General features: G+C 52.9%; 24 protein-coding genes. 14 read left to right on the top strand and 10 right to left on the bottom strand.

Features of this window, described 5'->3' with window-relative positions:
* The 4 genes from GEI7105_RS35365 to GEI7105_RS0122915 form a co-directional block, all read right to left on the bottom strand.
* A partial coding sequence (locus tag GEI7105_RS35365; RefSeq protein WP_281167026.1) for a transposase occupies positions 1–575 on the bottom strand: 575 nt, incomplete at its 3' end.
* A gap of 159 nt (positions 576–734) precedes the next feature.
* Complete coding sequence (locus tag GEI7105_RS40605; RefSeq protein ID WP_281167024.1) at positions 735–881, bottom strand: hypothetical protein; 147 nt, start codon at positions 879–881, stop codon at positions 735–737.
* 60 nt (positions 882–941) lie between these two features.
* Positions 942–1,415 carry a glutathione S-transferase family protein gene (locus GEI7105_RS32015; RefSeq protein WP_017662743.1) on the bottom strand — a complete coding sequence of 158 codons (474 nt, stop codon included), beginning with the start codon at positions 1,413–1,415 and terminating at the stop codon, positions 942–944.
* Between the two features lie 377 nt (positions 1,416–1,792).
* Entirely contained in the window at positions 1,793–3,730 is a 1,938-nt protein-coding gene (locus GEI7105_RS0122915; protein WP_017662742.1) for an ABC-F family ATP-binding cassette domain-containing protein, read from the bottom strand.
* A gap of 214 nt (positions 3,731–3,944) precedes the next feature.
* Between GEI7105_RS0122915 and GEI7105_RS0122905 the strand changes: the two genes are divergently transcribed.
* The 8 genes from GEI7105_RS0122905 to phoU all read left to right on the top strand — a co-directional run bounded on the left by GEI7105_RS0122905 (position 3,945) and on the right by phoU (position 11,294).
* The gene (locus GEI7105_RS0122905) at positions 3,945–4,400 is read left to right on the top strand and encodes an ATP-binding protein (RefSeq protein WP_017662740.1); all 456 of its coding nucleotides are present in this window, start codon (positions 3,945–3,947) and stop codon (positions 4,398–4,400) included.
* 99 nt (positions 4,401–4,499) lie between these two features.
* A complete protein-coding gene (locus tag GEI7105_RS0122900) occupies positions 4,500–5,471 on the top strand; it encodes a GDP-mannose 4,6-dehydratase (RefSeq protein ID WP_017662739.1) in 972 nt (323 codons plus the stop codon).
* Between the two features lie 41 nt (positions 5,472–5,512).
* On the top strand, positions 5,513–6,691 hold the full coding sequence (locus tag GEI7105_RS0122895; RefSeq protein ID WP_017662738.1) for a glycosyltransferase: 1,179 nt from the start codon (positions 5,513–5,515) through the stop codon (positions 6,689–6,691).
* A 150-nt stretch (positions 6,692–6,841) separates the two neighbouring features.
* The gene (locus tag GEI7105_RS0122890) at positions 6,842–7,234 is read left to right on the top strand and encodes a hypothetical protein (RefSeq protein WP_017662737.1); all 393 of its coding nucleotides are present in this window, start codon (positions 6,842–6,844) and stop codon (positions 7,232–7,234) included.
* A gap of 197 nt (positions 7,235–7,431) precedes the next feature.
* Positions 7,432–8,154 carry a DsbA family protein gene (locus GEI7105_RS0122885; RefSeq protein WP_017662735.1) on the top strand — a complete coding sequence of 241 codons (723 nt, stop codon included), beginning with the start codon at positions 7,432–7,434 and terminating at the stop codon, positions 8,152–8,154.
* A gap of 248 nt (positions 8,155–8,402) precedes the next feature.
* Complete coding sequence (locus tag GEI7105_RS0122880) at positions 8,403–9,155, top strand: response regulator transcription factor (protein WP_017662734.1); 753 nt, start codon at positions 8,403–8,405, stop codon at positions 9,153–9,155.
* A gap of 38 nt (positions 9,156–9,193) precedes the next feature.
* Positions 9,194–10,483 (top strand): sensor histidine kinase, encoded by a 1,290-nt coding sequence (locus GEI7105_RS0122875; RefSeq protein WP_017662733.1) that lies wholly within the window; start codon positions 9,194–9,196, stop codon positions 10,481–10,483.
* Between the two features lie 142 nt (positions 10,484–10,625).
* Positions 10,626–11,294, top strand: coding sequence for a phosphate signaling complex protein PhoU (phoU, locus tag GEI7105_RS0122870; protein ID WP_017662732.1), 669 nt, complete (start codon positions 10,626–10,628; stop codon positions 11,292–11,294).
* A gap of 161 nt (positions 11,295–11,455) precedes the next feature.
* Here the strand turns inward: phoU and GEI7105_RS33865 are convergent, their stop codons facing one another.
* The 4 genes from GEI7105_RS33865 to GEI7105_RS31995 form a co-directional block, all read right to left on the bottom strand.
* Positions 11,456–12,982: a trypsin-like serine protease gene (locus GEI7105_RS33865; RefSeq protein ID WP_144053994.1), complete on the bottom strand. Its 1,527-nt coding sequence runs from the start codon at positions 12,980–12,982 to the stop codon at positions 11,456–11,458.
* Between the two features lie 36 nt (positions 12,983–13,018).
* Entirely contained in the window at positions 13,019–14,848 is a 1,830-nt protein-coding gene (locus GEI7105_RS33860; RefSeq protein ID WP_218959087.1) for a trypsin-like serine protease, read from the bottom strand.
* 112 nt (positions 14,849–14,960) lie between these two features.
* Positions 14,961–15,869, bottom strand: coding sequence for an Hpt domain-containing protein (locus GEI7105_RS0122850; RefSeq protein WP_017662729.1), 909 nt, complete (start codon positions 15,867–15,869; stop codon positions 14,961–14,963).
* 135 nt (positions 15,870–16,004) lie between these two features.
* Positions 16,005–16,880 carry a tetratricopeptide repeat protein gene (locus GEI7105_RS31995; protein ID WP_035493676.1) on the bottom strand — a complete coding sequence of 292 codons (876 nt, stop codon included), beginning with the start codon at positions 16,878–16,880 and terminating at the stop codon, positions 16,005–16,007.
* A gap of 207 nt (positions 16,881–17,087) precedes the next feature.
* Here GEI7105_RS31995 and GEI7105_RS0122840 point away from each other — a divergent pair, with 207 nt between their 5' ends.
* Positions 17,088–17,558 carry a J domain-containing protein gene (locus GEI7105_RS0122840; RefSeq protein WP_017662727.1) on the top strand — a complete coding sequence of 157 codons (471 nt, stop codon included), beginning with the start codon at positions 17,088–17,090 and terminating at the stop codon, positions 17,556–17,558.
* Between the two features lie 96 nt (positions 17,559–17,654).
* Here the strand turns inward: GEI7105_RS0122840 and argC are convergent, their stop codons facing one another.
* Entirely contained in the window at positions 17,655–18,713 is a 1,059-nt protein-coding gene (gene argC, locus GEI7105_RS0122835) for an N-acetyl-gamma-glutamyl-phosphate reductase (protein ID WP_017662726.1), read from the bottom strand.
* Positions 18,714–19,181: 468 nt separating this feature from the next.
* Here argC and GEI7105_RS33855 point away from each other — a divergent pair, with 468 nt between their 5' ends.
* Complete coding sequence (locus GEI7105_RS33855) at positions 19,182–19,883, top strand: DUF4230 domain-containing protein (RefSeq protein ID WP_063716440.1); 702 nt, start codon at positions 19,182–19,184, stop codon at positions 19,881–19,883.
* Between the two features lie 30 nt (positions 19,884–19,913).
* On the opposite strand, the gene GEI7105_RS0122820 is transcribed toward GEI7105_RS33855, so the two are convergent.
* A complete protein-coding gene (locus GEI7105_RS0122820; protein WP_017662723.1) occupies positions 19,914–20,645 on the bottom strand; it encodes an MlaE family lipid ABC transporter permease subunit in 732 nt (243 codons plus the stop codon).
* Between the two features lie 246 nt (positions 20,646–20,891).
* On the opposite strand from GEI7105_RS0122820, the gene GEI7105_RS0122815 reads away from it, so the two are divergent.
* The 4 genes from GEI7105_RS0122815 (at position 20,892) to GEI7105_RS0122800 (ending at position 23,808) form a co-directional block, all read left to right on the top strand.
* Positions 20,892–21,188, top strand: coding sequence for a hypothetical protein (locus tag GEI7105_RS0122815; protein WP_017662721.1), 297 nt, complete (start codon positions 20,892–20,894; stop codon positions 21,186–21,188).
* Between the two features lie 134 nt (positions 21,189–21,322).
* Positions 21,323–21,685 (top strand): Lin0512 family protein, encoded by a 363-nt coding sequence (locus GEI7105_RS0122810; protein WP_017662720.1) that lies wholly within the window; start codon positions 21,323–21,325, stop codon positions 21,683–21,685.
* A gap of 39 nt (positions 21,686–21,724) precedes the next feature.
* Positions 21,725–22,597 carry an EamA family transporter gene (locus tag GEI7105_RS0122805; RefSeq protein WP_017662719.1) on the top strand — a complete coding sequence of 291 codons (873 nt, stop codon included), beginning with the start codon at positions 21,725–21,727 and terminating at the stop codon, positions 22,595–22,597.
* A gap of 590 nt (positions 22,598–23,187) precedes the next feature.
* On the top strand, positions 23,188–23,808 hold the full coding sequence (locus tag GEI7105_RS0122800) for a hypothetical protein (RefSeq protein WP_017662718.1): 621 nt from the start codon (positions 23,188–23,190) through the stop codon (positions 23,806–23,808).
* The last annotated feature ends 706 nt before the right edge of the window (positions 23,809–24,514 follow it).

The following is a 24,514-nucleotide window of genomic DNA, read 5'->3' as shown; positions in this document are numbered from 1 at the left end:
GCTAATCGGGAATTTTTCCACCCAAAACTGATGTTTTTGCAAAAGTGAGATGCACCCCGTGACAGCTCTGCCGTACCCGTCGCCACCCACAGGGTTTTGGGCTTGTTTGAATTTAGAGAAACTGACGTAAAGTCCTCTTCTGGTAAGCTTTTGGCATATTCATCAAGGCGAATCTTTTGCCAATTTTCTCCCGATTGATTCAGCCAGATTTTCCGATTTTTGGCGACGGCTCCTAGATACTTCAGTCGGCGAGATTCGAGTCCCTTTAAAAATTTGTAGTTGTTACCATAGCCGGCATCCATGAGGACGATTCCCGGTCGATACCCTCTCTTTAAACTCCGGTCAATTAATTCTAAGGCGATTTCGGGTTCTTTTTGAAAGAGGGATCTTTCTTGCCTGAGGGTAAGGAACTGGCTGGCTGATAGATTTCTACATCCAGAGGCAAATTTTTTTTTGCCATCATAGAGATGGGTCGTTACCGCCACGATTCCGTTGTCGAGCTTGCCGATTTCTCCGATGTACTGTCTTCCCACACCTGCGGTGAAGTTGCCGCTTTTTTCGATGTCCTGTATCATCGAGCAGCAAGGCAAATCCCCGACCCACTCGGGTTTGATGGCAGGAGTCCACCACCTTTAAACGACGTTCGTTAATACGCTTCTCCTCCCAAGGGGATTCCGTTATAAAATGATGTAAGCGGTTGTAAACCACTCCCACCGAGTCGTTTGCCATCTGAGTTATGTTTTTCGCTGGCTTTCCCCGAGTAATCCTCCCAAATAGTGTCTAAACCCCTTTTTTTGTGCTTGGGTTTTGAAGTCGGGGTCGAAACGCTTGCACCACTTCTCAAAGCAGGGTGGCATAGCGGCTGGGGTGGTCTCTCTCATGGGGACACTCTCCACCTTAAATCCTTGTCAGTCAAGGGTTTTGCTTTTATTTTACCTTTTTTACCGTTTAAGTCCCGCTAACCAGGCGCGATCGCTCAACCACACGTTCAATTGTCCTAAAATCTGGTGGGATTTCTCCGTGGCGCGATCGATGTTAATGGTTGTTGCCCCGAACAGATGGTACAAACGGGCGTTTTCAGGGCCTTGACGCACTTCTCCCGCCGTCACGGACAGCCAACGCACTACCCGACTCAAGGAAATCGCGTCGCTGGGAAGCCAGACCTCACCGCCGTACTGACGTGCCAAGTACGTGAGAATTCCTTGTGCATCTTGCAACAGGCGATCGCTATCGATGAGTGCTGGAACTTGACCGAAGGGGTTAATTGCCAAGTAGGAAGGCTGTTTGTGTTCCCCTTTCATTAAATCGACTCGTTTGTATTCGTAGTCTAAATTCAGCAGTTCGAGAAACAGACGGACTTTGTAGGCATTTCCCGAGAGTTCGTGACCGTAGAGCGTAATAGAAGAGGTCTCCAAAATTTAAAAGGGAACAGGGAGCAGGGAACAGGGAATCGGATTTTTTCTGGTGTTTTAATTTTTGACGACTCATTTGGGACTGCTATATGGAATCCGAATTTCAACGCTTCGACTTCGCTCGCTTCGACTTCGCTCGGCGTTGAGTCCGAGCGGAGTCGAAGACTCAAACAGTGGTTTTGTCGAACGCGACAAGCCCTTCTCTATCCCCCCAACCATCCCCCCAACCATCCCCCCAACCCCCCTTTCAAAGGGGGGCGAAGGGGGGATAGGGGGGATAGGGGGCTAAGGGAGGTTGGGGTGAAAACTTCTGGAAACCTAGCTTATCAGAAATCGATGGAGTATCAACAACCAAAGTAGTATTACTCCTCAAAATCACCCTAGCTCGATCGAGACTCGAGTTCGGCCAGTTCTAACCAGCGGAGGGTTGAATCGTCGATGGTTTGGGTGAGTTCGGCGAGTTGTAACGACAATTTTTCCAGTTCTTGATGTTCGCTGGGGGGATTTTCGTAAAGCATCGCTTCGAGCTCTGTTTTTTGCGCTTCGAGTTGGGGAATTTCGCTGTCGAGTCGTTCTAATTCTCGTTTTTCTTTGAAAGACAATCGACGGGGTTTGTCTTTCTTGGGGGTATTCTTCGGTTTGGGAGTCGTTTTGACTTGCGCGGCGACTTGTTCGGCTTCGGCTTGTTTGGCGAGTTCGTCTTCTCGTTGTTTGTATTCGAGGTAGACAGAATAGTTTCCAGGGTATTGTTTGACGATCGCGCTGCGGTCGAGTGCGAAAATTTTATCGACGGTGCGATCGAGAAAATAGCGATCGTGAGAGACGACAATGACGCAACCGTTAAATTCGTCTAAATAGTCTTCTAACACCGCTAAGGTTTGCACGTCTAAATCGTTGGTCGGTTCGTCGAGGATTAAGACGTTGGGCGCTCCCATTAACACTCGTAACAGAAACAGCCGACGCTTTTCTCCTCCCGAGAGTTTGTGCAGGGGAGCGTATTGCTGGCTGGGAGGAAAGAGAAACCGTTCCAACATTTGCGAGGCGGAAATTTCACTGCCATCGGCAGTTTTGACAAAAGATGCGACCTCTTTAATGTAGTCGATGACTCGCTGATTTTGGTTGGCCGATTCGATTAAACTGTCTGAATGTTGGTCGAAGTAGCCGAAGTGAATGGTTTCACCGATTTCGACCGTTCCCGTGTCGGGTTCGACTCGTTCGGTAATAATGTTGAGTAAGGTGGATTTTCCCGCACCGTTTCCGCCAATAATACCCACACGATCGCTGCGATCGAAGCTATAGCTAAAACCTTCAAACAGCGTTCGATTTTTATAAGATTTTCCGATGTTATCCAGCTCGATGACTTTTTTGCCAATGCGACGGCTGGCGGTGGAAATATCGACTTTTCCGAGAGATTGCTTGAATTCAGTATTTTGTATCCCTTCAAACCGCTGAATTCTCGCTTTTTGCTTCGTGCTTCTGGCCTTCGGCCCTCGTCGAATCCATTCGAGTTCTCGCCGTAAGAGATTGTAGTGTTTCTGCTCTCGACCGGCTTCAATTTCTTCGGCTTGGGCTTTCTTTTCGAGATAATAGGAATAGTTGCCCGAGTACTCGTACAAATCTCCGCGATCGACTTCTAAAATTCGCGTCGTGACTTTATCGAGAAAATAGCGATCGTGGGTGACTAACACCACCGCCCCCTTGTACTGCTGTAAATAGTTTTGCAACCACTCGACAGCCTCGGCGTCTAAGTGGTTCGTCGGTTCGTCCATCAACAACAAATCGGGTTCGGCTAACAGCGCCGCTGCCAATGCAATTCGCTTGCGGTATCCTCCCGATAACGTTCCGATTTTCGTATCGAAATCTTCGATCCCTAATTTCGAGAGAATAATTTTCGCTTCGGTTTCCAAATCCCACGTTCCGACGGCGTCCATTTGTTCGGTGACACGCGTGAGTTGAGACAACGTGCGATCGAGTTCCGCTCCGCTTACCTGCGCCACTCGATGGGACAATTCCTCATACTGACGGACCAAAGACATTTTTTCACCGCAATCGGCAAAAACTTGTTCTAAAACCGTACGATTTTCGTCGAGTTCTGGCTGTTGGGGAAGATAAATAATACGATGGTTGCGGTTGGCCAGTCTTTCTCCCGCGTCAAAGGGTTCTTTTCCCGCAATTATTTTCAATAACGTGGATTTTCCCGAGCCGTTCGTACCGATCGAACCGACTTTTTCCCCCGCATCGATACTGAACGTCGCGTTCCGTAAAATTTCTTTGATTCCAAAGTCTTTTTCGATCGATTGTAGTGTTACAATACTCATGAATTTGCTCGGCTAAAATCGGTGCGTGCCGTCGAATTGTGAGACGTTTTCGTTTCACTCTACCCCAGGTAATTATAATCGAAATGGGAACCGATCCTCGAGGCGATCGCCCCCTCGCAGACTGCTCGCCCCCCGCGAACCGTCGCATCCTCGGCATCTCTTTTCGCCCAGTACCAACCTTCAACCGCTACAAGCACCAGGAGATCGATCGATCGTGTCCTTGAGGCAATGCCGTCTAACGGTTCGCAGCGACCTGAGCGTCCTGATTCGCGTGCAGGAATGGTTCGAGGATTTTTGCCTCCAGAACAAACCCCTTTCAACTTGGACTGACGCGCGACTGTACTGCCTCAAACTGGCGATCGCCGAAGGATTCAGTAACGCCGTGCGCCACGCCCACCACGATCGCCCGCCGGAAACGCCCATCGACCTCGAACTGAGTCTCTACACCGATCGCCTCGAAATTCGCATCTGGGACTACGGCGATCCCTTCGACCCCGACGACGTCGAAGAACCCGAACCGGGAACCTTACGTCAAGGGGGTTACGGTTGGTTCCTCCTGCGACGACTCTCCGATCGCGTCGTCTACGAACGCTGTAGCGATCGCCGCAATTGTCTGATTCTCCAAAAAAGACTGGAAAGGAGATCTCAGAACGACTCGAACACCGCGTAACGAGACCCCGGACGCCCCCGACGATCGCGCACGGCAACGGATCGATTCTCGAGAATCGATTCCCTATACTAGAGGCAACACGCTCGCTGGACCGAACAGATGAAAAAGGCATTGATTTGCGGAATTTCCGGTCAAGACGGTTCGTATTTAGCAAAATTTTTACTCGATCGCGGCTACGAAGTCTGCGGCACGTCTCGCGACGCCCAAATGTCCTCCTTCCGAAACCTCGTCCGATTGGGCATCCGCGATCGCGTTAAACTCGAATCCATGACGCTGACCGACTTTCGCAGCGTCTTACAAGTTCTCGATAAAGCTCAACCTTACGAAGTCTACAACCTCGGCGGCCAGAGTTCGGTCGGCTTGTCCTTCAACCAACCCGTCGAAACCCTCGACAGCATCGCTACCGGAACCCTCAACCTCCTCGAAGCCATTCGCTTCATCGGCGCCCCCATCAAACTCTACAACGCTGGCTCGAGCGAATGTTTCGGTGACACGGGAGGCGAACCCGCCGACGAAAACACCCCCTTTCGCCCCCGAAGTCCCTACGGCGTCGCCAAAGCGGCCGCCTTCTGGGAAGTGGCCAACTACCGCGAAGCTTACGGTCTCTTCGCCTGTTCCGGTATCCTCTACAACCACGAATCTCCCTTGCGTCCCGAACGCTTCGTCACCCAAAAAACTGTCGCCGCCGCCTGTCGCATCGCCCAAGGTAGCCCCGAACGACTCTATCTCGGCAATACCTCGATCCAACGAGATTGGGGTTGGGCCCCAGAATACATTCAAGGAATGTATCGCATCCTGCAACAAGATGCGGCCGAAGATTACATCATCGCCACGGGAAAAACTTACAAACTTCAAGATTTCGTCGCAACCGTATTCGAGTATTTAGGACTGAACTGGCAAGACCACGTCACGACAGATGAAAGTTTGTATCGTCCCACCGATATTTCAATCGGCCGTGGCAATCCCAACAAAGCCAAGGAGAAAATGGGGTGGGAAGCTCGATACGATATGCACGATGTCGCTCGCATGATGGTCGATGCACGTCTGAATTCCGAACCGACCTCCGCTTGACGATCGCTACTGTTACGCATTGCTGCACGGAACCCCGCCCCATGAAGGACAAGCCTAAAACCCCCGTCGCGCCCCCTCACGTTTTCGTGTTTCTGGAAATTTTTGCCTGTGAGGGCGGCATTCAATCCTACGTGAAAGACGTTCTCGACGCGTACCAACAGGCCGTCAGCGTCTCGAATTCCTCGCAGTTTCCTCAAGCCGATGTCTATTTATTGCGCGATCCCGTCGATTGCGACAACCCCTTCGACCCCCGCAAGCATCGGGACGCTCCCAACGTATTTCGCTTTCACTACTGTCAGTCAAATTGGGCGTGGTTGGGACGGTTGCGGTTGGCGTGGGCGTTGCTGGTACGCTGCGTTCGCGATCGACCCGATTGGCTCGTTTGCGGACACATCAAACTCGCACCGCTAACGGAGTTCTTGGGTCGGTGGCTGGATATTCCCTATACGGTCATGACTTATGGAAAAGAAGTCTGGCAACCTTTACCCCCTCGCGATCGGCGATCGCTCCGCCACGCCAAGAGTATTTGGACGATCGGTCGCTACAGTCGCGATCGCGCCTGCGAGTCCAACCACCTCGATCCCGATAAGTTTGAAATGCTTCCCTGTGCGGTGGACGGGGAGGTGTTTTCCCCCGCCCCGAAACCCCAACATCTCCTCGATCGCTACAATTTACACGGATCTCGGGTGTTGATGACGGTGGCGAGGCTGTGGTCGGGAGATATTTATAAAGGTGTAGACGTGACGATTCGCGCCCTCCCGAAAATTCTCGAAGTGTGTCCCGATGTCAAATACCTCGTCATCGGACGCGGCGACGACAAACCCCGGTTGGAAAATCTAGCCCGAGAGTTGGGAATCGGCGATCGCGTCGTGTTTGCTGGGTTCGTTCCCACTGAAGAACTGCCCGACCACTACCGCGCGGCCGATGCCTATATCATGCCGTCTCAAGAAGGCTTCGGCATCGTCTATCTCGAAGCGATGGCCACGGGAATTCCGGTGTTGTCCGGCGACAGCGACGGTTCGGCCGATCCCCTGCAAGACGGACGCCTCGGTTGGCAAGTTCCCCATCGCGATCCCGAAGCGGTAGCACAAGCTTGTATTGAAATTCTTAAAGGGGGCGATCGCCGCTGCGACGGGGAATGGCTGCGCCAAGAAACCCTGGCCACCTTCAGCAGTCAGGTGTTAGCGAAGCGGTTGCGGGAGATTTTGCCGCAATCTTGATAGGGGGAGATGATGCGATCGGGAGAAGGGGAGAGGGGGAGACACGGAAAACCCCGTTCCCTATTCCCTATTCCCTATTCCCTATTCCCCGTTCCTCGCATTGCTAATATTGAAGTAATATCGAGCATCGAGTTTGAAAAGGATACTGTCGTGAATTCCAACGATCCCAACATCACCCAGCTACAACTATCGGGGCTGAGCTTCTGGTTGAGCGTTTTACTGGTTATCTTTTTGCTCAGTGCTGTGGGGTTGGGATGGTTGGTGAAGTCGATATTTCTGATCTTGGCGTTGTTGCCGTTGTTGGGTATTGCAGCGGTCTTCGGCGTGCGCTGGTGGGTGGGGCGCAGTTTGGTGCGCGATCGCTGTCCGGTGTGTAATTTTGAGTTGGTCGCCCTCGAACAACAGGAACGGTTGCAATGTCCCAGTTGTGGCGAGATGCTAGCGATCGAAGACAAACAGTTCAAACGCAGTGCGCCGCCGGGAACCATTGACGTGCAGGCGATCGACGTTTCGACTAAAGCGATCGACGAATCGAAATCTTAACGCTTCTCCCCGATCGCGATCGCCCTCCGGCACGATTTCGCTAGGATTGGAGGGAACTGAATCGAGCCATCGCGGCATCGATCGCAATTTCAAGAGATTTTTGAATTTCAAGGGATTTTTAGGGATTTTTTATGAACGCAACCCCTTTTTTGACAGTACGGCGATCGCCCAAAGCATCGATCGGTCTCGTCGGCGCAATGCTAGTCTGTATCGCTCTCAGTAGTTGCTCGTCTCCCGCGCAGTCGAACGACGCCGCGTCAGAAGATTTGGAAGCCCAAGTGCTGCAAATTATCCGCGACAACCCGGAAGTGATTCTCGAATCAGTTCAAGCCTACCAGCAGCAACAGCAGGAAACGGCACAAGAAGCCCGTCGCGCCGTCGTTGCGGAAATGGCCTCCGATCCGGCCTCAGTGATTGGCGATTCTCCCGTCAAAGGCGCTGAATCCCGAGAAATCGTGATGGTAGAGTTCTCGGATTTTCAATGTCCGTTTTGTGCCAAAGCCCACGACACCGTCAAAGCCTTTATGGAAGAAAACGGCGATCGCGTGACGCTAGTGTACAAACACCTCCCCCTAGTCAGCATTCACCCTCAAGCACTTCCAGCGGCACAGGCAGCTTGGGCAGCCCAGCAACAGGGGCAGTTCTGGGCGTATTACGACGCCCTGTTTGAAAATCAAGACCGTCTCGGAGATGACTTGTACGTCGAAATTGCCACGGATTTGGGTCTCGACCTCGAACAGTTCGATCGCGATCGCAACAGCGACGAATCCTTACAAGCCGTTCAGGCAGACCTGGAACTGGCCGACGAACTCGGTCTCAACGGAACTCCTGCTTTCTTCATCAACGGCGAAGGACTCTCGGGAGCTGTGGAACTGGCAGAATTCGAGGCGGTTCTCGAGCGCGTCACTGCCGCCCGTTAATAAACCACAAGTCGGCAGATCGTCATTTTTCGCTAAACATTCGTTTTTTTAAGCGAATCTTAACAAAGGCGATTTTCTCACCGTTTATCGAGATTATCGAGAAAATCGCCTTATTTTGTCTGTCTCGTTTTACAAGTTTTAACAGATTTTATCTGCCGCGCATATTTTAATTTATTTGTCAAGAGATGTTCGGACGAGCCAAAGTGATATATGAATAAGGTGGGTCTTAACATCTAGCTTACCGAGTTATGCTTTCCCTCGAGTCAAGAACGAACCGCGCTCAGCCCGAGATCGGTCAATCTAACCGCATTCTCGTGGTCGAGGACGAAGACCTCATCCGAGATATGGTCTCCCTCGCGCTCGAAGATGAGGGATATCAGGTCAAAACTGCAACGGACGGCCAAATGGCCTTAACGTTTCTCCACGACCCGCAACTACAACCTGGCGAGTTTCCGTTCGATTTAATCTTATTAGATCTGATGCTACCGCAAGTGAACGGTCTCGATCTGTGTCGGTTGTTACGACAGCAAGGAAATCCCGTTCCGATTTTAATTCTCAGTGCCAAGGGCAGCGAAACCGATCGCGTCCTGGGGTTGGAAGTCGGCGCAGACGACTACCTCACCAAACCCTTCAGCATGAGAGAACTCATCGCTCGCTGTCGCGCGTTGCTTCGTCGTCATCGTTTTGGATTTGCCGCACAGCCGACCGTGTTGCAGTTCGGCGAACTCCTGCTCTATCCCCAACAATGTCGCGTGTTAGTGCGCGGCGAAGAAGTCAGTCTCGCTCCCAAAGAATTTCGCCTACTCGAACTGTTTATGAAATCGCCTCGCCGCGTGTGGTCGCGCGAACAACTGCTCGATCGCGTGTGGGGATTCGATTTCGTCGGCGACAGCAAAACCGTAGACGTTCACATTCGCTGGTTGCGCGAAAAACTCGAAGAAGATCCCAGCAATCCTAAATACATTATTACTGTGCGAGGATTCGGCTATCGGTTAGGGTGAAGAGATATATTTTCTCTCTACTCGCACTCTTCTAGCCTATGTCGGCGGTCGTTGCATTTATCTTAGGATTGACAGTCGGATTCGGAATCGGTCTGTGGCACTTGGCGGTGCGACATCGGCAGTGGACTCGCGTGCTTCGAGATCTCTCGCCGGATGTCTCGTCCGTTCGTTTGGCACCGGCGTCTCAGATGCGCTTGGTGTTGACTCAAATGAGCCAGCGTCAAGAGGAACTCGCCGCCGATCTCACCCTGTTGCAGCATATGTTGCAACAAGCCCCCTGGGGATACCTGCAAGTCGATGCTGAAAACCATCTGGTTCGGTGCAATCCTCAAGCGCGATCGCTCCTGAAAATCCAGCAATGGTCTCCTCAAAGCGAGCGCGTGTTGTTGGAAGTCGTCCGCTCCTACGAACTCGACCGACTCATCGAACGAACCCGTACCGATAACTTCCCCCTTCAAATCGAATGGCTGTTTTACGCCCCTTCCTTCGACGCCGACGAAATCGACAACCAACGAGGGCAAACGTTACGCGCCTATAGTCTCCCACCCATCGACGGACAGGTGGGAGTTTTTATCGAAAACCGCCAACCCATCGTCGAATCGATGCAGTCGCGCAACCGGTGGATGTCGGATTTAGCCCACGAACTGCGAACGCCCCTCACCTCGATTCAACTGGTGGTCGAAACGCTCGTCGATCGCCTCGAACCGCCGATGAAATCCTGGGTCGAACGACTGCTTCCGGAAACGAAACGGTTGATTCAACTGGTTCAGGATTGGTTGGAACTCACCCATCTCGAAGCTAATCGATCGCTCCATACCGAACCGATTGCATTGCAGCCATTAATCGAGTCAGTGTGGCGAACCCTCGAACCCCTGGCCGGTCGAAAGCAGGTACGCTTGAGTTATCGCGAACCCGAAGCCCTGTACGTCGAAGGAGACGAATCTCGGCTGTACCGGGTGTTTCTCAACCTCCTCGACAACGCCGTGCGCTACAGTCGCCAGGACAGCACCGTTCGTGTCGAAGCCGAAATCATCGGGGACGATCGCGTGCGGGTTCACACCATCGATTCCGGTTGTGGGTTCGACCCGGAAGACTTACCCCATATCTTCGATCGCCTCTATCGCGGCGATCTCGGACGGGGACGAACGACCCCCACCAACAACGCTGAAACCTTACCCGTCACGAGCAGCGGAAGCGGCTTGGGATTAGCCATCGTCAAGCAAATCGTTCTCGCCCACGGGGGGGCGATCGCGGCTAAAAACCATCCCGAAACTGGCGGTGCTTGGTTACAGGTGTCGCTTCCTCGAGCAGAACCTTCAGAGTTGTGAAGAGTAGGTTAACGTGTTTCTAAAAGTTTGCTAAAAATAGGCGATCGTTAGTAAAAATTTCGCACGAAATATGTTGTAAACTAAAAACTTGACACACAATGGAGAAGTCACACTAGCATCGTTCGGCGTAATACAATCTCGGGTGAACTTTTCCTCCTCCAAATTTAACTCCAGCCGCCAACACTTCCAGCGAGAACTCAAGCGCCTCCGACAAGACGTTTTGCGAATGGGGGCTTTGGTCGAACAAGCCTGTCGTTTGAGCCATAGCGCCCTGTTCGATCGCGATTTGGCGGCCGCCCAACGCCTGGTCAAGCTCGACAAACAGATCGATCGCTTCTACCGACAGATCGAATCGGACAGTATCATGTTGCTGACGCTCCAAGCCCCCGTCGCCCAAGACTGTCGGGTTCTAGGCGCGTTCATGCAGCTGGTTCGCGACCTCGAACGCATCGGCGACTACGCCAAAGACCTGGCAGAAATCGCGGTGAAGCTGTTTCCCTACCCGCCTCTCGACTGCATGGCGGAAATCGAACGGATGTCTCGGGAAACTCAAGCCATGCTGGCCATGAGCTTAAAAGCCCTCGTCGAACTCGATCCCGAGGCGGGAAGTCAGATGAAACAGAAAGATACTACGGTAGACGACGCCTACGATCGCCTTTACCAACGACTGGCGTACCAACGCAACTATCCCGGTATCCTCGAACCCATCCTTCTCGTGACCCTCGCCATCCGCCATCTCGAACGCATGGCCGACCACGCCACCAACATCGGTCAACGCGTCACCTATATCGTGACCGGACAACGCGGTTGAAAGGCGATCGCCAACCTCATCACCCTCGACTCGCTCGCGGGTATTGTTAAGTTTTGTCGCGCCCGATGGGAAGGATTGACAAATCGGGGCGTCGGCGCGATAATGGAAGTGAAACTATAGGGGGTCGCTCGGCTATACTCTTGACTTTTTAGTCAATAAGCTTAACTGAACCCAAACTCATCGGCCACAAAACTGCCTCGCAACTCCTCAACCGTTACATTACGAACGAAACCGAGGTACTCGATCGCTCCCGTCTCGCGCAGCATCACGCCGCCCCCGTTGAGATTGAACGGAATCAGAGTCAAATCCCCTTCCGTTAGACCCTGAGTTAACGCCACGCGATCGCTCCCCACCTGAAAATCCGTCACGATATCCACCAGAGTCGGGTCTTCAACCGCCGTTGCCTTACGAAACGTAAAGATATCTTCCCCCTCGCCGCCGGTCAGCACGTCCTGACCGAAATCGCCGATCAGCACGTCATTACCCAACCCCCCCACAAGCGTATCGTCGTCCTGTCCGCCGAGGAGCGTGTCGTCGCCGTCGTTGCCTTCGAGGCCGTCCTGACCGATATTACCCGCGATCGCATCATTGCCCGTCTCTCCCGTCAGCACGTCGTTTCCCTGACCGCCGAGGAGAATGTCGTCCGCCCCGCGCCCCTCGAGCGTATCGTCGCCGCCGTTAGCCGCTAGAGTGTCGTTGTTGTCCGTCCCCGTCATCAAATCGTCTCCCGCGTTCGAGGCGGCGATCGTCGTTCCGATCCAACTCAAATACGCCGACACCCGCGTATCGCCGAAAAACTCACCGAAACTGGTATCGTTTTCCTCTGTCACATCTACCCCAGGAGTCGTCGGACTCAAGCCGTAAGAAGCGACTCCCGCGATGCGAGTCCCAATAAACGACGGACCGCCCGAATCACCGGGACTCGTTCCCACCTCCTCGAGACCCAATCCCAAATTGGAGAGACCGAATTCCACCCCGAACGCATCGTTTTCCGGGTTGCCGTTATCGAAATCGTAAGCCAGTTGCGTACCCGGCAGAGCGATCGCGTTACCTCCAGGATCGTTAAAAATCTCGCCAAACGCCTCGTAAGCGTTTTTTCCCGTGCGTTTGACCCCGTTAGACGTATCCTCGAACTCTCCCTCGTTTCCCGTCGCTTTATCCCCGTAGCCCACCCGCTGGAAAACCTGGCCGATTTCGTCCGTTCCCGTATACACATCGTAGCGATCGGCGGTTTCCGGAGCGCTTTGAGCTAACTCGATAATCGCAATATCGTTGTTCGAGGCAGAATCGGCCGACCATTGCGGATGAATGAAAATATTTGCAACTTCCGCCGACACCCGGCCGCCGGGAAGGTCGAAAAAGACGCGATAGTCTTCTGGAGTGGGGTTGAGATTCGGCGTCGTCTCGTTGATATCGAAACAATGAGCGGCGGTGATGACATGGCGACCCGTCAGGTACAACGCCCCAGTACAGGAAATTTCCCCCTGCGTACCAAAGCCCACCACTCCCGTCCACTCCTCAGACGGAACGATGTACTCAGGAGCATCGGGATCGTCGACGGGAACCGAAATGCGCGGACGGCGATCGCCGCTTGAAGTAGCGTCCAACATAGCGAGTTTGGCGGGAAAGACTAGACGTCGGGCAAACAGACGAGAGAGGCGATCGCGCTGGCACGATCGCCTCGACAATTGTACTTGAAGGACAAACCGATAATTTTGTTCCGACTAGCCCTCAACCGAAACAAAGGGAATCGTATCGATATCGGCGACGAAACCGAGAATCGCGTCCGTGGCGATAACCTTCACCACGACCCCACTGCGATCGCCGAGGGTAGCGTTTTCGAGAACCACGTCCGTATTTTCCAATCCGTCCGTCAACCCAATGCGATCGTCATCGAAGGAAAAATCTTCAATGATGTCGGCCTCGTTAATATCCGTCACCGCCGCATCCAGAGACAGAACGAAAACATCTTCACCGTCGCCGCCAGTCAGCACGTCCCGACCGAGATCGCCCGTGAGAGTATCGTTCCCCTCACCGCCGACGATCGTATCGTTTCCTTGGCCGCCGAAAATGCGATCGTCCCCAGCATCGCCGTTGAGAACGTCGTCCCCCTGACCGCCGAAGGCCGTATCGTCCCCGTCAGCTAAGGTAATCTCGTCGTTTCCGAGATCCCCAACAACGAGATCGTCATCTTCGCCGCCGTCGATAAGGTCGTCGCCGTCTCCACCGAAAGCCGTATCGCTCCCGACACCGCCAAAAATGGAGTCTGCGCCTTCACCGCCAAACAACTCGTCGTCGCCAGCATCCCCAAACAACTCGTCGTTTCCGGCGTTTCCAAATACCACGTCGTTTTCCTCACCACCCGACAACTCGTCGTTTCCAAGATTACCCAACAGCGTATCGAGACCCTCGCCACCCGAGACGATATCGTCGCCCTGGCCGCCTGCAAGAATGTCGTCCCCTTCGAGACCTTCAATCGTATCGTTGCCAGCGTTTCCGTTGAGAGTATCGTCGCGAGTCGTTCCCAAAATCGAATCGTCGCCGCTTTGAGCTTCAGCGAGAGTTTGGGCGATGTAGTCTGCATACGCCGAAACTCGCGTGTCCGAAGCAAACTCCCCAAACGACGAATTTGTCGCCTGCACGAACGCCCGAGCAATTTCGCCCACCGTATCGATTTCGAGGACTTCCCCCGAAATAAAACTCACGTCCGTATTCGCCTCGCCCGACAATCCCGAAAACAGAAGTTGTCCGTCTTCGTTGGAATCGATGGGACTGAAACCGTAAGACGTAATCCCAGCAATTTTCCCATCAATAAACGTCGGTCCGCCGGAATCGCCCTGAGTCGAATTGACTTCTTGCGCTCCGAGTCCCGTATCGGCGATGTCGAAGTAGGTTCCGAAGAAATCCGTCGCTTCCGTTCCGTCGTCGAAATCGTAAGCCAGTTGTGTTTCCGAGAGGATTTCCGTCTCGAACGGTTCCCCAAGAACCGAATTGAGAATATCGGTAAACGCATCGTAGCGGTTTTGTCCGCTGCGTTTGATACCCGAATCATCGCCGATGTCATCGGAATCGATATCGGGATCGAGGCTCAACTGTCCCTCCGTTCCCGTTCCTTTACCGCCGTACCCGACTTTAACGCCAACTTGAGACACTTCGTCCGTTGCCGTATAAATATCGTAGCGATCGGCATCGTTGGGGGCAGTTTCCGCCAGTTCGATAATAGCGATATCGTTATTCGAGGCCAGATCGGCAGTCCACGCGGGATGCACGAAAATACGAGAAACATCGAGCGTCACGCGTCCGTCCGGTAAATCGAACGCAACCGTATAGTTACCCGTATCGGGATCGAGATTGGCGGCGCCGTCTTCTGTATTGAAGCAGTGGGCTGCCGTCAAGATGTGGCGTCCCGTCGTTAAGAGCGTTCCCGTACAAGTTCCGCCCTCCGCGTCGGTGATTTCCACCACACCGTCGAAACCGTTGCCCGGTTCGACAACATAAGTCGGATCGTCAGCGTTGCTGGTCGGTACGGCGATCCGAGGGCGTCGAGCAGTCAACTCACTCATCTGGTGATTACCCCAATTTTCAAACGTATTCCTCACGACACGACGTCGATCGCCCGTATCGTGTTTCGATCGCCGCGTAAAAATGAGGTTAGACTCACCTTAATCAGGATTGCGAGGCTTTGTAAAGCAATTTGGCAAGTTTTAACAATTTAGGCTTTTCCATCACCTGCGTCAGCGACTGAAACGCCGCTTTCGGCTCGTTGCGAACGAGGATGTAGTCTGTCCAGGCTCCCGATTCCATGTCTGCCAAATGGTTCAAACTCGCACTCGGAGCGATATCTGCCTCGGGGTCGTCACTCAGGCGTTCGGCCCCTTGACGCAGTTCGACGATCGCCACCGGTGCCAAAATGCGATAGGGATTGTGAACGTTGGCGATCGCGCGATCGACCGCTTCGACTACACTCGTCCAACCCTCCGACGCTCCTCCAATTTCCTGCAAATGTTGGCAAAACGACGAGAGTTTTTGTCGCGTTTCAGCACTTTCCGCTTTTTTGAACACCTGCAACATCTGGCGCAGAATCTCGATAACCTGTTCGGCAAAATCCGAAGGAATCTCGATATCCGTTACAGTCGAGGGTGTCGCCGTCGCCGCACCACCCCCTTCAACGAGGTGGTTGAGGTGGTCTTGCAGTTGCGCGAACACGGGTTCGACTTCTGCTAACGTCCGTTCGGCATCTTCAGCACGCAATCCAAACGGCCCTTGCAGCAGTTCCAGCAACTCCCGCAGCGCGTCCATTCCTTTGAGAAACAAACTTTCGAGTTGGCGATCGACATTGACGGGGTTGTCCCGCAAAATTTTAAAGTAATCCTCGAGACGGTGCGCGACCTTCTGAATACTGCTGTATCCCAACATCGCAGCCCCACCCTTAACCGAGTGTGCCGCTCGAAACAACTCGTTAACCTGTTCGGGATCTTTGACCGTTGCTTGAAGGTCGAGCAACCCGTTTTCTAAGGTATTGAGATGTTCTTTCCCTTCCTCAATAAAGAAGCGGACAATTTCTTCAGATGCCACAGTTGAACTCCCTTTTACAGCGAACAGTCGTAGGGTGCGTGTTTTACAGTGAACAGCGAACAGTGAGCAGTGAGCAGTGGAGACAGTCGCCAGTTACCAGTGAAAACAGTATTTACTCATCTCACCATCTCCCCATCACTCTTCCTCGCTCGGTTCCGAGGATTCTTCCGAAGACGCTTCCGGTGCGGGTTCCGGTGCAGGTTCGTTCAGTTGGTCGATTAAAATTTGAATCCGATCCTTATGTTGAGGTGGGGCGACGCTCAAGGCTGTGTTGAGGGTCGCTTTTGCTTCGTCTACTTTCCCCGATTGTTCGAGAAGTAATGCTTTACCAACCAGCGGACGGAAATCGTCAGAATGCTCTTGAATCAAGTTTTCGTAAACATTGAGAGCGTCTTCGGTGCGACCTTGATAGGCGTACACTTGACCGAGTAACAGTTGCACGGACACCACGTCGATACTGTCGGCTCCATCTTGATTTGCTTGAGGAGCCAGTTGTAGCGTTTCTTCAATGACACCGACGGCGGCTTCGGGTCGGCCTTCTTGGAGGAGCAAGTCTACCAAACCTTGCAGAGCTTGAATGCTCCCCGGTTCACGCGTCAATAGGTTGCGGTAGGTTTCGGCCGCCCCTTCGAGATCGCCGAGATACTGCTTCGTTTGTGCCAGTAAAATTGTATAGCGAGGTTCGTCGGGATTCAGCTCAGCCAGGCGCTCGAGCGGTTCGATCGCCCCTTCGATGTCTCCCTGCTGGCGTCGCACGTCGATCAAGCCCCGTAACGCTGTTTCGTTGTCCGGCTCGCGCTGCAATACCAGCTCGTATCCCCGCGCCTGGGCGCTAAGATCGTCCTCCGATACGGCGTTTGCGGCCGAGGTCGGGGAAGGCGTCGGAGTTTGGCTGGTTTGACGGGCTTCGAGAACGCCGCTCAGCAGCGGAAACAGCGAAAACCCAAGAAAGGCCAAAAGCCCGACTGACAACATGATGCGGGTAATCCAGCCAGAACGCTTTTTAGACACGATAGTTTGCCTCGAACTCTACTCGAACTTGAAAATTGACCGAAACAGCGACGCGCGATCGCCGAGGGTAACAGCCAACAACGACCGTCACCGACGACTGATATTCTACCCAACCTCGCCCAAGCTCGGCCGATTTCGGAAACCTCCACTAGACTAAAGGTTAAAGGCGAGGTGCGATCGCAAACTTCGCTAAAGCGACCGGAGGCGATGAAAGATCGATCGTCTATTATTTTAATTTTACAAGTGTTGCCGATTTTAGTGTTGGTCGTCGCCCTTATCGACCCTTCATCGGCAATTCCGCTTATTGTCGTGTTGTTCGTGTTGTTTCCATTCGTGTTGTGGAAGTTTTTGCAACAGGCGACGAAAGATTTCGAGCGCGAACTTTACACGAAAAATCAGGAAAAAACCGAGTTTAAAAATTGGTACGAAATGCCAATTTTCGAGATGGAAGAAATGGAGAGCGATCGCGAATTTCTCGCCGTTCGTCCCCATCTCGAGATCCTGCAACTGGCCTATCCGTTTACAGAAGACGACCTCAACCGTGCCTATCGCCGCCGCGCCCGCGAAACCCATCCCGACGTTCCTGGCGGTAACGAACGAGAGTTCATCCGCGTCCGTCAAGCCTATGAAGCCCTCAAGGAGTTTTGGCGATCGAATTCCGAGGGAATGACGGGATAATTGGAGGGGAAGAAGGGGAGAGGGGGAGAAGGGGAGAGGGGGAGAGCGTTCCCCGTTATCAATTATCAATTGTCAATTGTCAATTCTTTCCTCATCTTACGGATAAAAGCCCAACGTCGGCAGTCCTGTAGTTTCCTCAATGTCTAACATCAAATTCATACATTGAACGGCTTGTCCGGCTTGACCTTTCAGTAAGTTATCGATCGCCGACAAGACAATGACGCGGCCGGTACGCTGATCGACCTCGATGCCAATATAGTTGAGGTTCGAGCCACAAGCCCATTTGGTTTGTGGAAAAACTCCCGCTGGCAACACTTTGACCCAAGGCGACGCTCGGTAAAACGCGTTGTAAATCGTGGCGATATCTTCGCGGACGAGACCGGGATCGCGTAAAGTGGCGTACACGGTTGAGAGAATCCCCCGTACCATCGGGACGAGGTGCGGCGTAAACTGTACGAGAATTTCGTGACCGGCGAGTTCGCTGCAAATTTGCTCGATTTCCGGTGTATGGCGGTGTCGGGCTACCCCGTAAGCAGCGATCGAACTATCGGCTTCGGCTAACAATAAATGGGTTTTCGCCTGTCTCCCTCCGCCAGAAGTTCCCGATTTGGCGTCGATGACTAAGGTTTCGGGAACGATCAACCCCTGTTTGAGAAGTGGTGCGATCGCCAACAAACTCGCCGTCGGATAACAACCGGGACAACCGACGAGCTGGGCTTCGCGCACGCGATCGCGATACAATTCCGGCAAACCATACACCGCTAACGACGCCACCTCACCATCCGTGCGATCGCCCCCGTACCAAGCCCGATAGGTCTCGAGATTGAAAAATCGATAATCTGCCGATAAATCCAGAACTTGACAGCCTTTTTCCAATAACGCCGGTGTCATTTTCCAGGCTAGACCGTTCGGGAGAGACAAAAACACCACGCGACAACGACGGGCGATCGTATCAACGTCAACAGGTTCGATAGTCAAATCGACCCGATGCTCGAGGTGGGGATACAGATCGGAAAAGGATTTCCCTGCACTACTTTGTCCGCCCAGGTACACCAGTTCGACGTGCGGGTGGTCGAGTAACAAACGTACCAGTTGTACGCCGCCGTAGCCGGACGCCCCAACGATGCCAACGGGTACGCGCTCGAAATCTCCCATTATGTTTCTCCCATCAATTCGTCACGATATGCTTGAGATAGAGATAGTCTAGCGTTAGTCGAGCGCAACTTTTACAGGGAACGGGGAACAGTGAACACAGTAGGGTGCGTGACCTGAAAAATCGGGTGTCGATCGTGAGACCAATAAATTGTCACGCACCGCCAATGTACACCGCCAACATACAAGGGTGCGTGACCTAAAGACAGAAGAAGTATCTGCCTCAACCGGCCAGCTCGTCACGCACCTTCTACTACAGTGAGCCGCGAACAGTGAAGACAGTCACCAGTCACCAGTCACCAGTGAAGACAGGGAACGGGGAACGGGGAACAGTTAATAGTTTCTCCCCTTCTCCCCCTCTCCCCTTCTCCCCCTCTCCCCCTCTCCCCCTCTCCCCTTCTCCCTGGGAACGTCGCTCCTCAAGATCGGGTCTAGGATAACAAGTCTGCCGTTTCTCCCTCGCACCCACCCATGACTCAAAACAAATCCGTTGCCGTCTCTCTGGCAGAAAAGCTGTTGCATCCAGCCGTATTGTCCTCCATCGCCGTGGTGTCGATCGCCGCGTTTCAAGCCGAGCGCATCACGAAACAGGTCACGCAGGCGTTATTTCCCCCCGCACCGCCACCCGTAACCGAAGTAAAATCCCTGTTGGTCGATCGCCTGGAAGGGAAAACAGAGTTAACTACCGCTGAGGTTGCCTTAGAAACTATCGTCAAAACCAGTCAGGAACGCACGCTCGGCCATCTCTATCTCGGTGAAACAACCGTCGTGTATCAGGGAATCGGTCGCGTTCGAGCGGGAATCGACCTCAGCCAACTCCAAGTCACACAGATCGATCGCGATACCGGACGAATTACCCTGCATCTCCCGCCGCCGTACCTCGTTCAAATGGATTTAGACGTCGAGCGATCGGAAGTGTTAGAACACAACCGTGCCTGGTTTGCGCCCAATACAGAAACGGAACTGTATACGCAAGCGCAACGCCAAGCCCTCCAACAAATTCGAGAAGAAGCTTGTCAAGAGGGACTGCTCGAAAAAGCCAATCAGGAAGCAGCCGCAGTGGTTCGCAACATTTTAGAAGCGGCCAGATACGACGATATTACGATCGAGACGCACTCTCCGAATCCCCAAACCTGTACTCTGTCCCTAGCCACGTCGTCGAGTCGTCACTGAAGCAACACGCGAGGGGAAAATGCGCTCTGTTCACGGAAGTGAGGCACTCCCCATCCCTTGGAACATCGCCCAAGACAGAAAGAAGTTCGCAATAAAGATCGCCATCAGAGACGTTACGACCGCCGCTGTCGTCGATTCCCCAACCCCTTTCGCACCGCCAGAGGTCGTGAGTCCCCAACTACAGCCGATAATGGCAATGAGTCCGCCAAACACGGCGCCTTTAGTCATGGCGTGAACGATATCCCAAAATCCCAGGAAGTTTCGCGCAGAATTTAAAAATACAGACTGGGCGAGATTGTATTGACTCGTGGCAATCAGCAGACCGCCACTCATGCCGATCGACAGTGAAAACAGCGTCAACAGTGGAACCATCAAACCACAGGCTAGAACTCGCGGAATGACGAGATAGTCGATGGGATCGGTTCGTAAAATATGCAGGGCGTCGATTTGTTCGGTGACTTGCATCGTGCCGATTTCTGCGGCGAACGCCGACCCGACCCGACCCGCCACCACGACCGCAGTAAGAACGGGGGACAGCTCCCGCGCTAAGGCTAAGGCGAGAACGCCACCAACGGCAGACTCGGCACCGAAGTTCAGAAACTCCCGCGCCACTTGAATCGTAAATACCATTCCCACGAACGCAGCGGTAATCGTGTTGATGAGGAGCGACTGCGGCCCCACCATTGCCATCTGATCGAGGGTGTTTCGACGGTGAATTTTGCCCGACAGCAGATGGACGACCACCTGACCGCCGAGTAACATCGCCGCGAACAGGCGGCGACTCCATCTTCCAAGACTAGATTGAGCCAACGTTTTTTGTCAGAAGCGTTGCAAAACGACAACAACGACGCCGAACTGCAAAGTAACATTACGGGAGATAACAAGTTTCTTTAGGTTTATTTAAGATTTCTACAGATTATCGAACGGTCGAGGCGATCGCCTTTATGGTAAAGGCAGATCGAACCGACCCCCACGTTGTTACTTCACTGCTCCGCGCAGTCGTCCTTCATGCAGGATATCTTATCCCGCTTGCGCTCTACGATCCTAACCAGCCTTTTAAGTTTTGCGCTTCCCTGGTTGGTCGTCGGCGCAGTCTTAGCCAGTTTACTCTCGATGAGTTACATTCCCACCGTTGCCCCTGTCGGACAGGAGGGGGTGCGTCAGTTCCTTTGGTTTCTCAAGGTTTTCGGCGGAGGTTCTCCCCTGGTCGCCTTGCTGTGGATGGGAGCGGCTTGCAGCTTCGTGGCTGTTCTCTTCGATATCTTCGCCGCCACGAGAACGTCGTTTGATAGCTCCCGCGCTTGAACTTTAACGGAAGATGCGGGCGCAAAGGCAGTGCTTTGGCTGATTCTGACTCTCTCTCCAGAAGCGGTCACGAGTCGAGCTGATAGCCTTGGGGGGATTTGTTAAAGCGATCTCGCCTACTTTTTCATAATTCTATGACTCGCCAACGCTTGATTATCGAAATGGGAATGGGGGTAGACCAACACGGACAAGACCCCACCGTCGCCGCCAAACGGGCCGTTCGCAACGCGATCGCTCACAACGCTCTCCCCGGCGTTTGGGAAGTGGCGGGATTAGACCACCCCAATCAGATGTACGTGGACGTACAGGTGGCGGTTCCCTATCCCGAACAGGTTCGCACAGACGAGGTTCTATCGGTGTTACCCTTCGGACAAAAAACCCTCACCGTGGAAGCTGGGGGGATGGTGACGGTGGGTCGCGCCATTCCCGAACTCGAGGATAAAAACGACGATATGTTAATTGCAGTGGCAGCGGTGACCGTTTCCGTGGAGAATTGACATCCTCACTGCTGTTGGTTCTTTCCCCTCGCGTTCCCCATGCTTTGGCTGATTCTGACTCTCGTGACCGCTTTTTCCGAGTCGCTGCGGGATGTCTCCAACAAAAAATCCCTACAAGCTAGCGATGCTTACGTGGTGGCTTGGTCGTTGAACGCGACGACGGCGGTATTTCTCCTTCCCGGTTTGGTGTGGGTGGGAATTCCCGAGTTGGGAGAGGGGTTCGTGAGAGCGTTAATCGCCGGAAGTCTCCTCAACGCGATCGCCTACTTGCTATTTGTCAAAGCAATTCAACTGTCGGATTTGTCGAAAGTCGCCCCCTTAACCACGCTGACGCCGTTGTTTCTGCTGGGAACTTCGCCGCTGCTGGTGGGGGAGTTTCCCCATCCGCTGGGAATTGTCGGAATTCTCTGTATTGTCGTCGGTGCGTATTTGTTGAACTTCTCGGTTCGACATCGAGGGTATTTTGCTCCCTTGTGGGCTTTGTGGGAAGACACTGGGGCAAAATTAATGTTGACAGTGGCGTTTTTGTGGAGTCTCACCTCAAACATCGACAAAATCGGCTTGCAAAATTCCTCGCCGCTGTTTTGGGTAACGGCGATCTACGCGATTAACGCGGTGGTATTGTTTCCTCTGGTGTTAGTGAAGTCGAAACGGGTGATTCTGCAACTTCAGGGGAACGGCGTTCCGTTGTTGGCGATCGGGTTTTTCAATGCGATCGCCCTCACTTGTCAAATGACCGCGTTAAGTCTCACTTTGGTCGCCTACGTTATCTCAGTCAAGCGTACTAGTGCGGTGTTTAGCGTCTTGTGGGGAAAGCTACTCTTTCGAGAAGTGGGTTTGAAAGAACGGCTATCTGGTGCAGTGGTGATGGTGGTTGGCGTTGCGTTTATAGCCCTATCTGAAAAACTTTAGTGAGTTGTGGAAAAATCGAAAATACTTACTATTGAAAATGCTCGTTTTTTTTCAACAATAATAGTAATCGATCTCCACTCTCGATCGTGAGGGTGCATTTAAAGTGCGATTCGTTCGATCGAAACCTCGTAAGAGAGAGATGGCTGGATTTGATAAGGTAATCAATCTTAGTGGCGCAGAAAAGTCCTGAAACCCTTATTATAAAAGATATCGCCGTATGAAAGGGTTGGCCACAAAATCCTAGATCGGTAAATGGCTGCCGGGGATCTAGCTCGAGTCTAAATACATATAGCAGTCCCAAATGAATCGTCAAAAATTAAAACACCCGAAAAAATCTGATTCCCCGTTCCTCGTTCCCTTTTTGTCTCAATTTTGTTACACAACTGATTTAGGGTTGCTATAGAAGTGCATTAGTGAACGCGATTTTTCGTAAAAATCACGATAAACTGTCATGTTGTCACAAGAACATCACATTTAGTCTCTAAACTAAAACTGTTGTAAAAGTCGATGCGTGTGGGAGTCTACGACCCGTGTTGAAACGATCTGGAAAACCGGAAGACGCAACCGATAGTCCTCGACTAAGTGCCTCTATGACGACGGTTGCAGAGCGAACAAACGTCAATCCTTCAAAGTGTCCGACCGAACACCAAGAAGGTCGAGCGTCGAATTTTAAGTATCGCAACAACAGGGTCGATCGCTCTCGCTCGACAGCTATTCCCCAAGCGATCTGCTACATGAGGACTCAAGGTGAAAACTGGCCGGGAAACTCTACGAGCGACACTCAAGTCGAAGCTTACATCAGTCTTGCCGTCGATATTATGCGTGCGCGAGATCCCCGAGCGATCGTTGCCTTGAAAGACTTCCTGACCGTTTTACCGACTCCAAGCACGCTCGAATTGGTGTTGAAGCAGGCGGTGTATCGACTCGGCGACCTCGATCGACCGGCGTGTCGGTGGATTTTGCAACACGGCGACCTACTGATGCCCGAACTGGACTTACAAGAGGTCGCTCGTCAGTGGGCGATCGAGGTTCTGACTCGAGACGATCGCAGCTGCGATCGCGATTATTGGTTCGATCGCAGCGGTCGTCTCCATCTCAGCGATGCGGCCAAAATTCAGTTACAGCAAATGGCTTCCGGTGTCGGTGGCTTAATGCTCGAAGAAATTTTCGACATTCCCAACGATGGCGATCCCACGTCCGATATCGATTGAGACATACCCGCTTACCGACTTTCCGAAAGACTCGAATTTCCATGAATTTGACCAAAGATTGAGGGTTTCAATCCCCGCCCTTCTAGGGCGGCATTTGAATGCTAAAGTCAGTCCGGTGCAGGGTGATTCGTCGGTAGCCCAGCCCGTAAAGGGTCTTAACGACCATTGCGACATCGGTGCAGAGGTGCGAGAGACCTCTTTAAAAACGCAAGCACTCAAAAGAGTCGCGAGACCAGAAAAGTCGAGCATTTGCTCAAATGCTGTCCAACGTACCGTGGGGCGCACGGAAACGTAAAAAAGCCTGGGGAGATTAGCCCTCTGGGGTCTTCAGCCATTGTCTCAAAACAATCCAGTCGGAGAGTTGAAGGAGAGTGGGTTCGAGTCAGCCAGTTGGCTTGGCGGAGATTTAAAGGTGGATCGACGAACCCGGAATCCCCCTGCCAATTGGCGGGGGAGAACGTCAATGTACTCCTCATCGAACCCAACGGCGCTCTCGAGCGGGATCTCGAGTGTCCGATCGCGATCGAACACGGTAACGTTATCAGTACCAGCGATCGCTGGCTAGGAGTCTACCAAGATTCGTCGCAGTGCTCCAACCATAGCCAATAGGCTTGGTTGGTGGTGAAGCGGCGGTGAGTTTCGGTGCATCCCCCGAACAATGCGATAGCGAGAGAAGGGGATAGCGCCGAAACGAACAAACTGGTAA

It is taken from the genome of Baaleninema simplex PCC 7105 (assembly GCF_000332355.1).
Classification (GTDB): domain Bacteria; phylum Cyanobacteriota; class Cyanobacteriia; order Cyanobacteriales; family Geitlerinemataceae; genus Baaleninema; species Baaleninema simplex.
The sequence above is the reverse complement of the archived record's forward strand: the minus strand, read 5'-3'. Positions and strand labels throughout refer to the sequence as shown.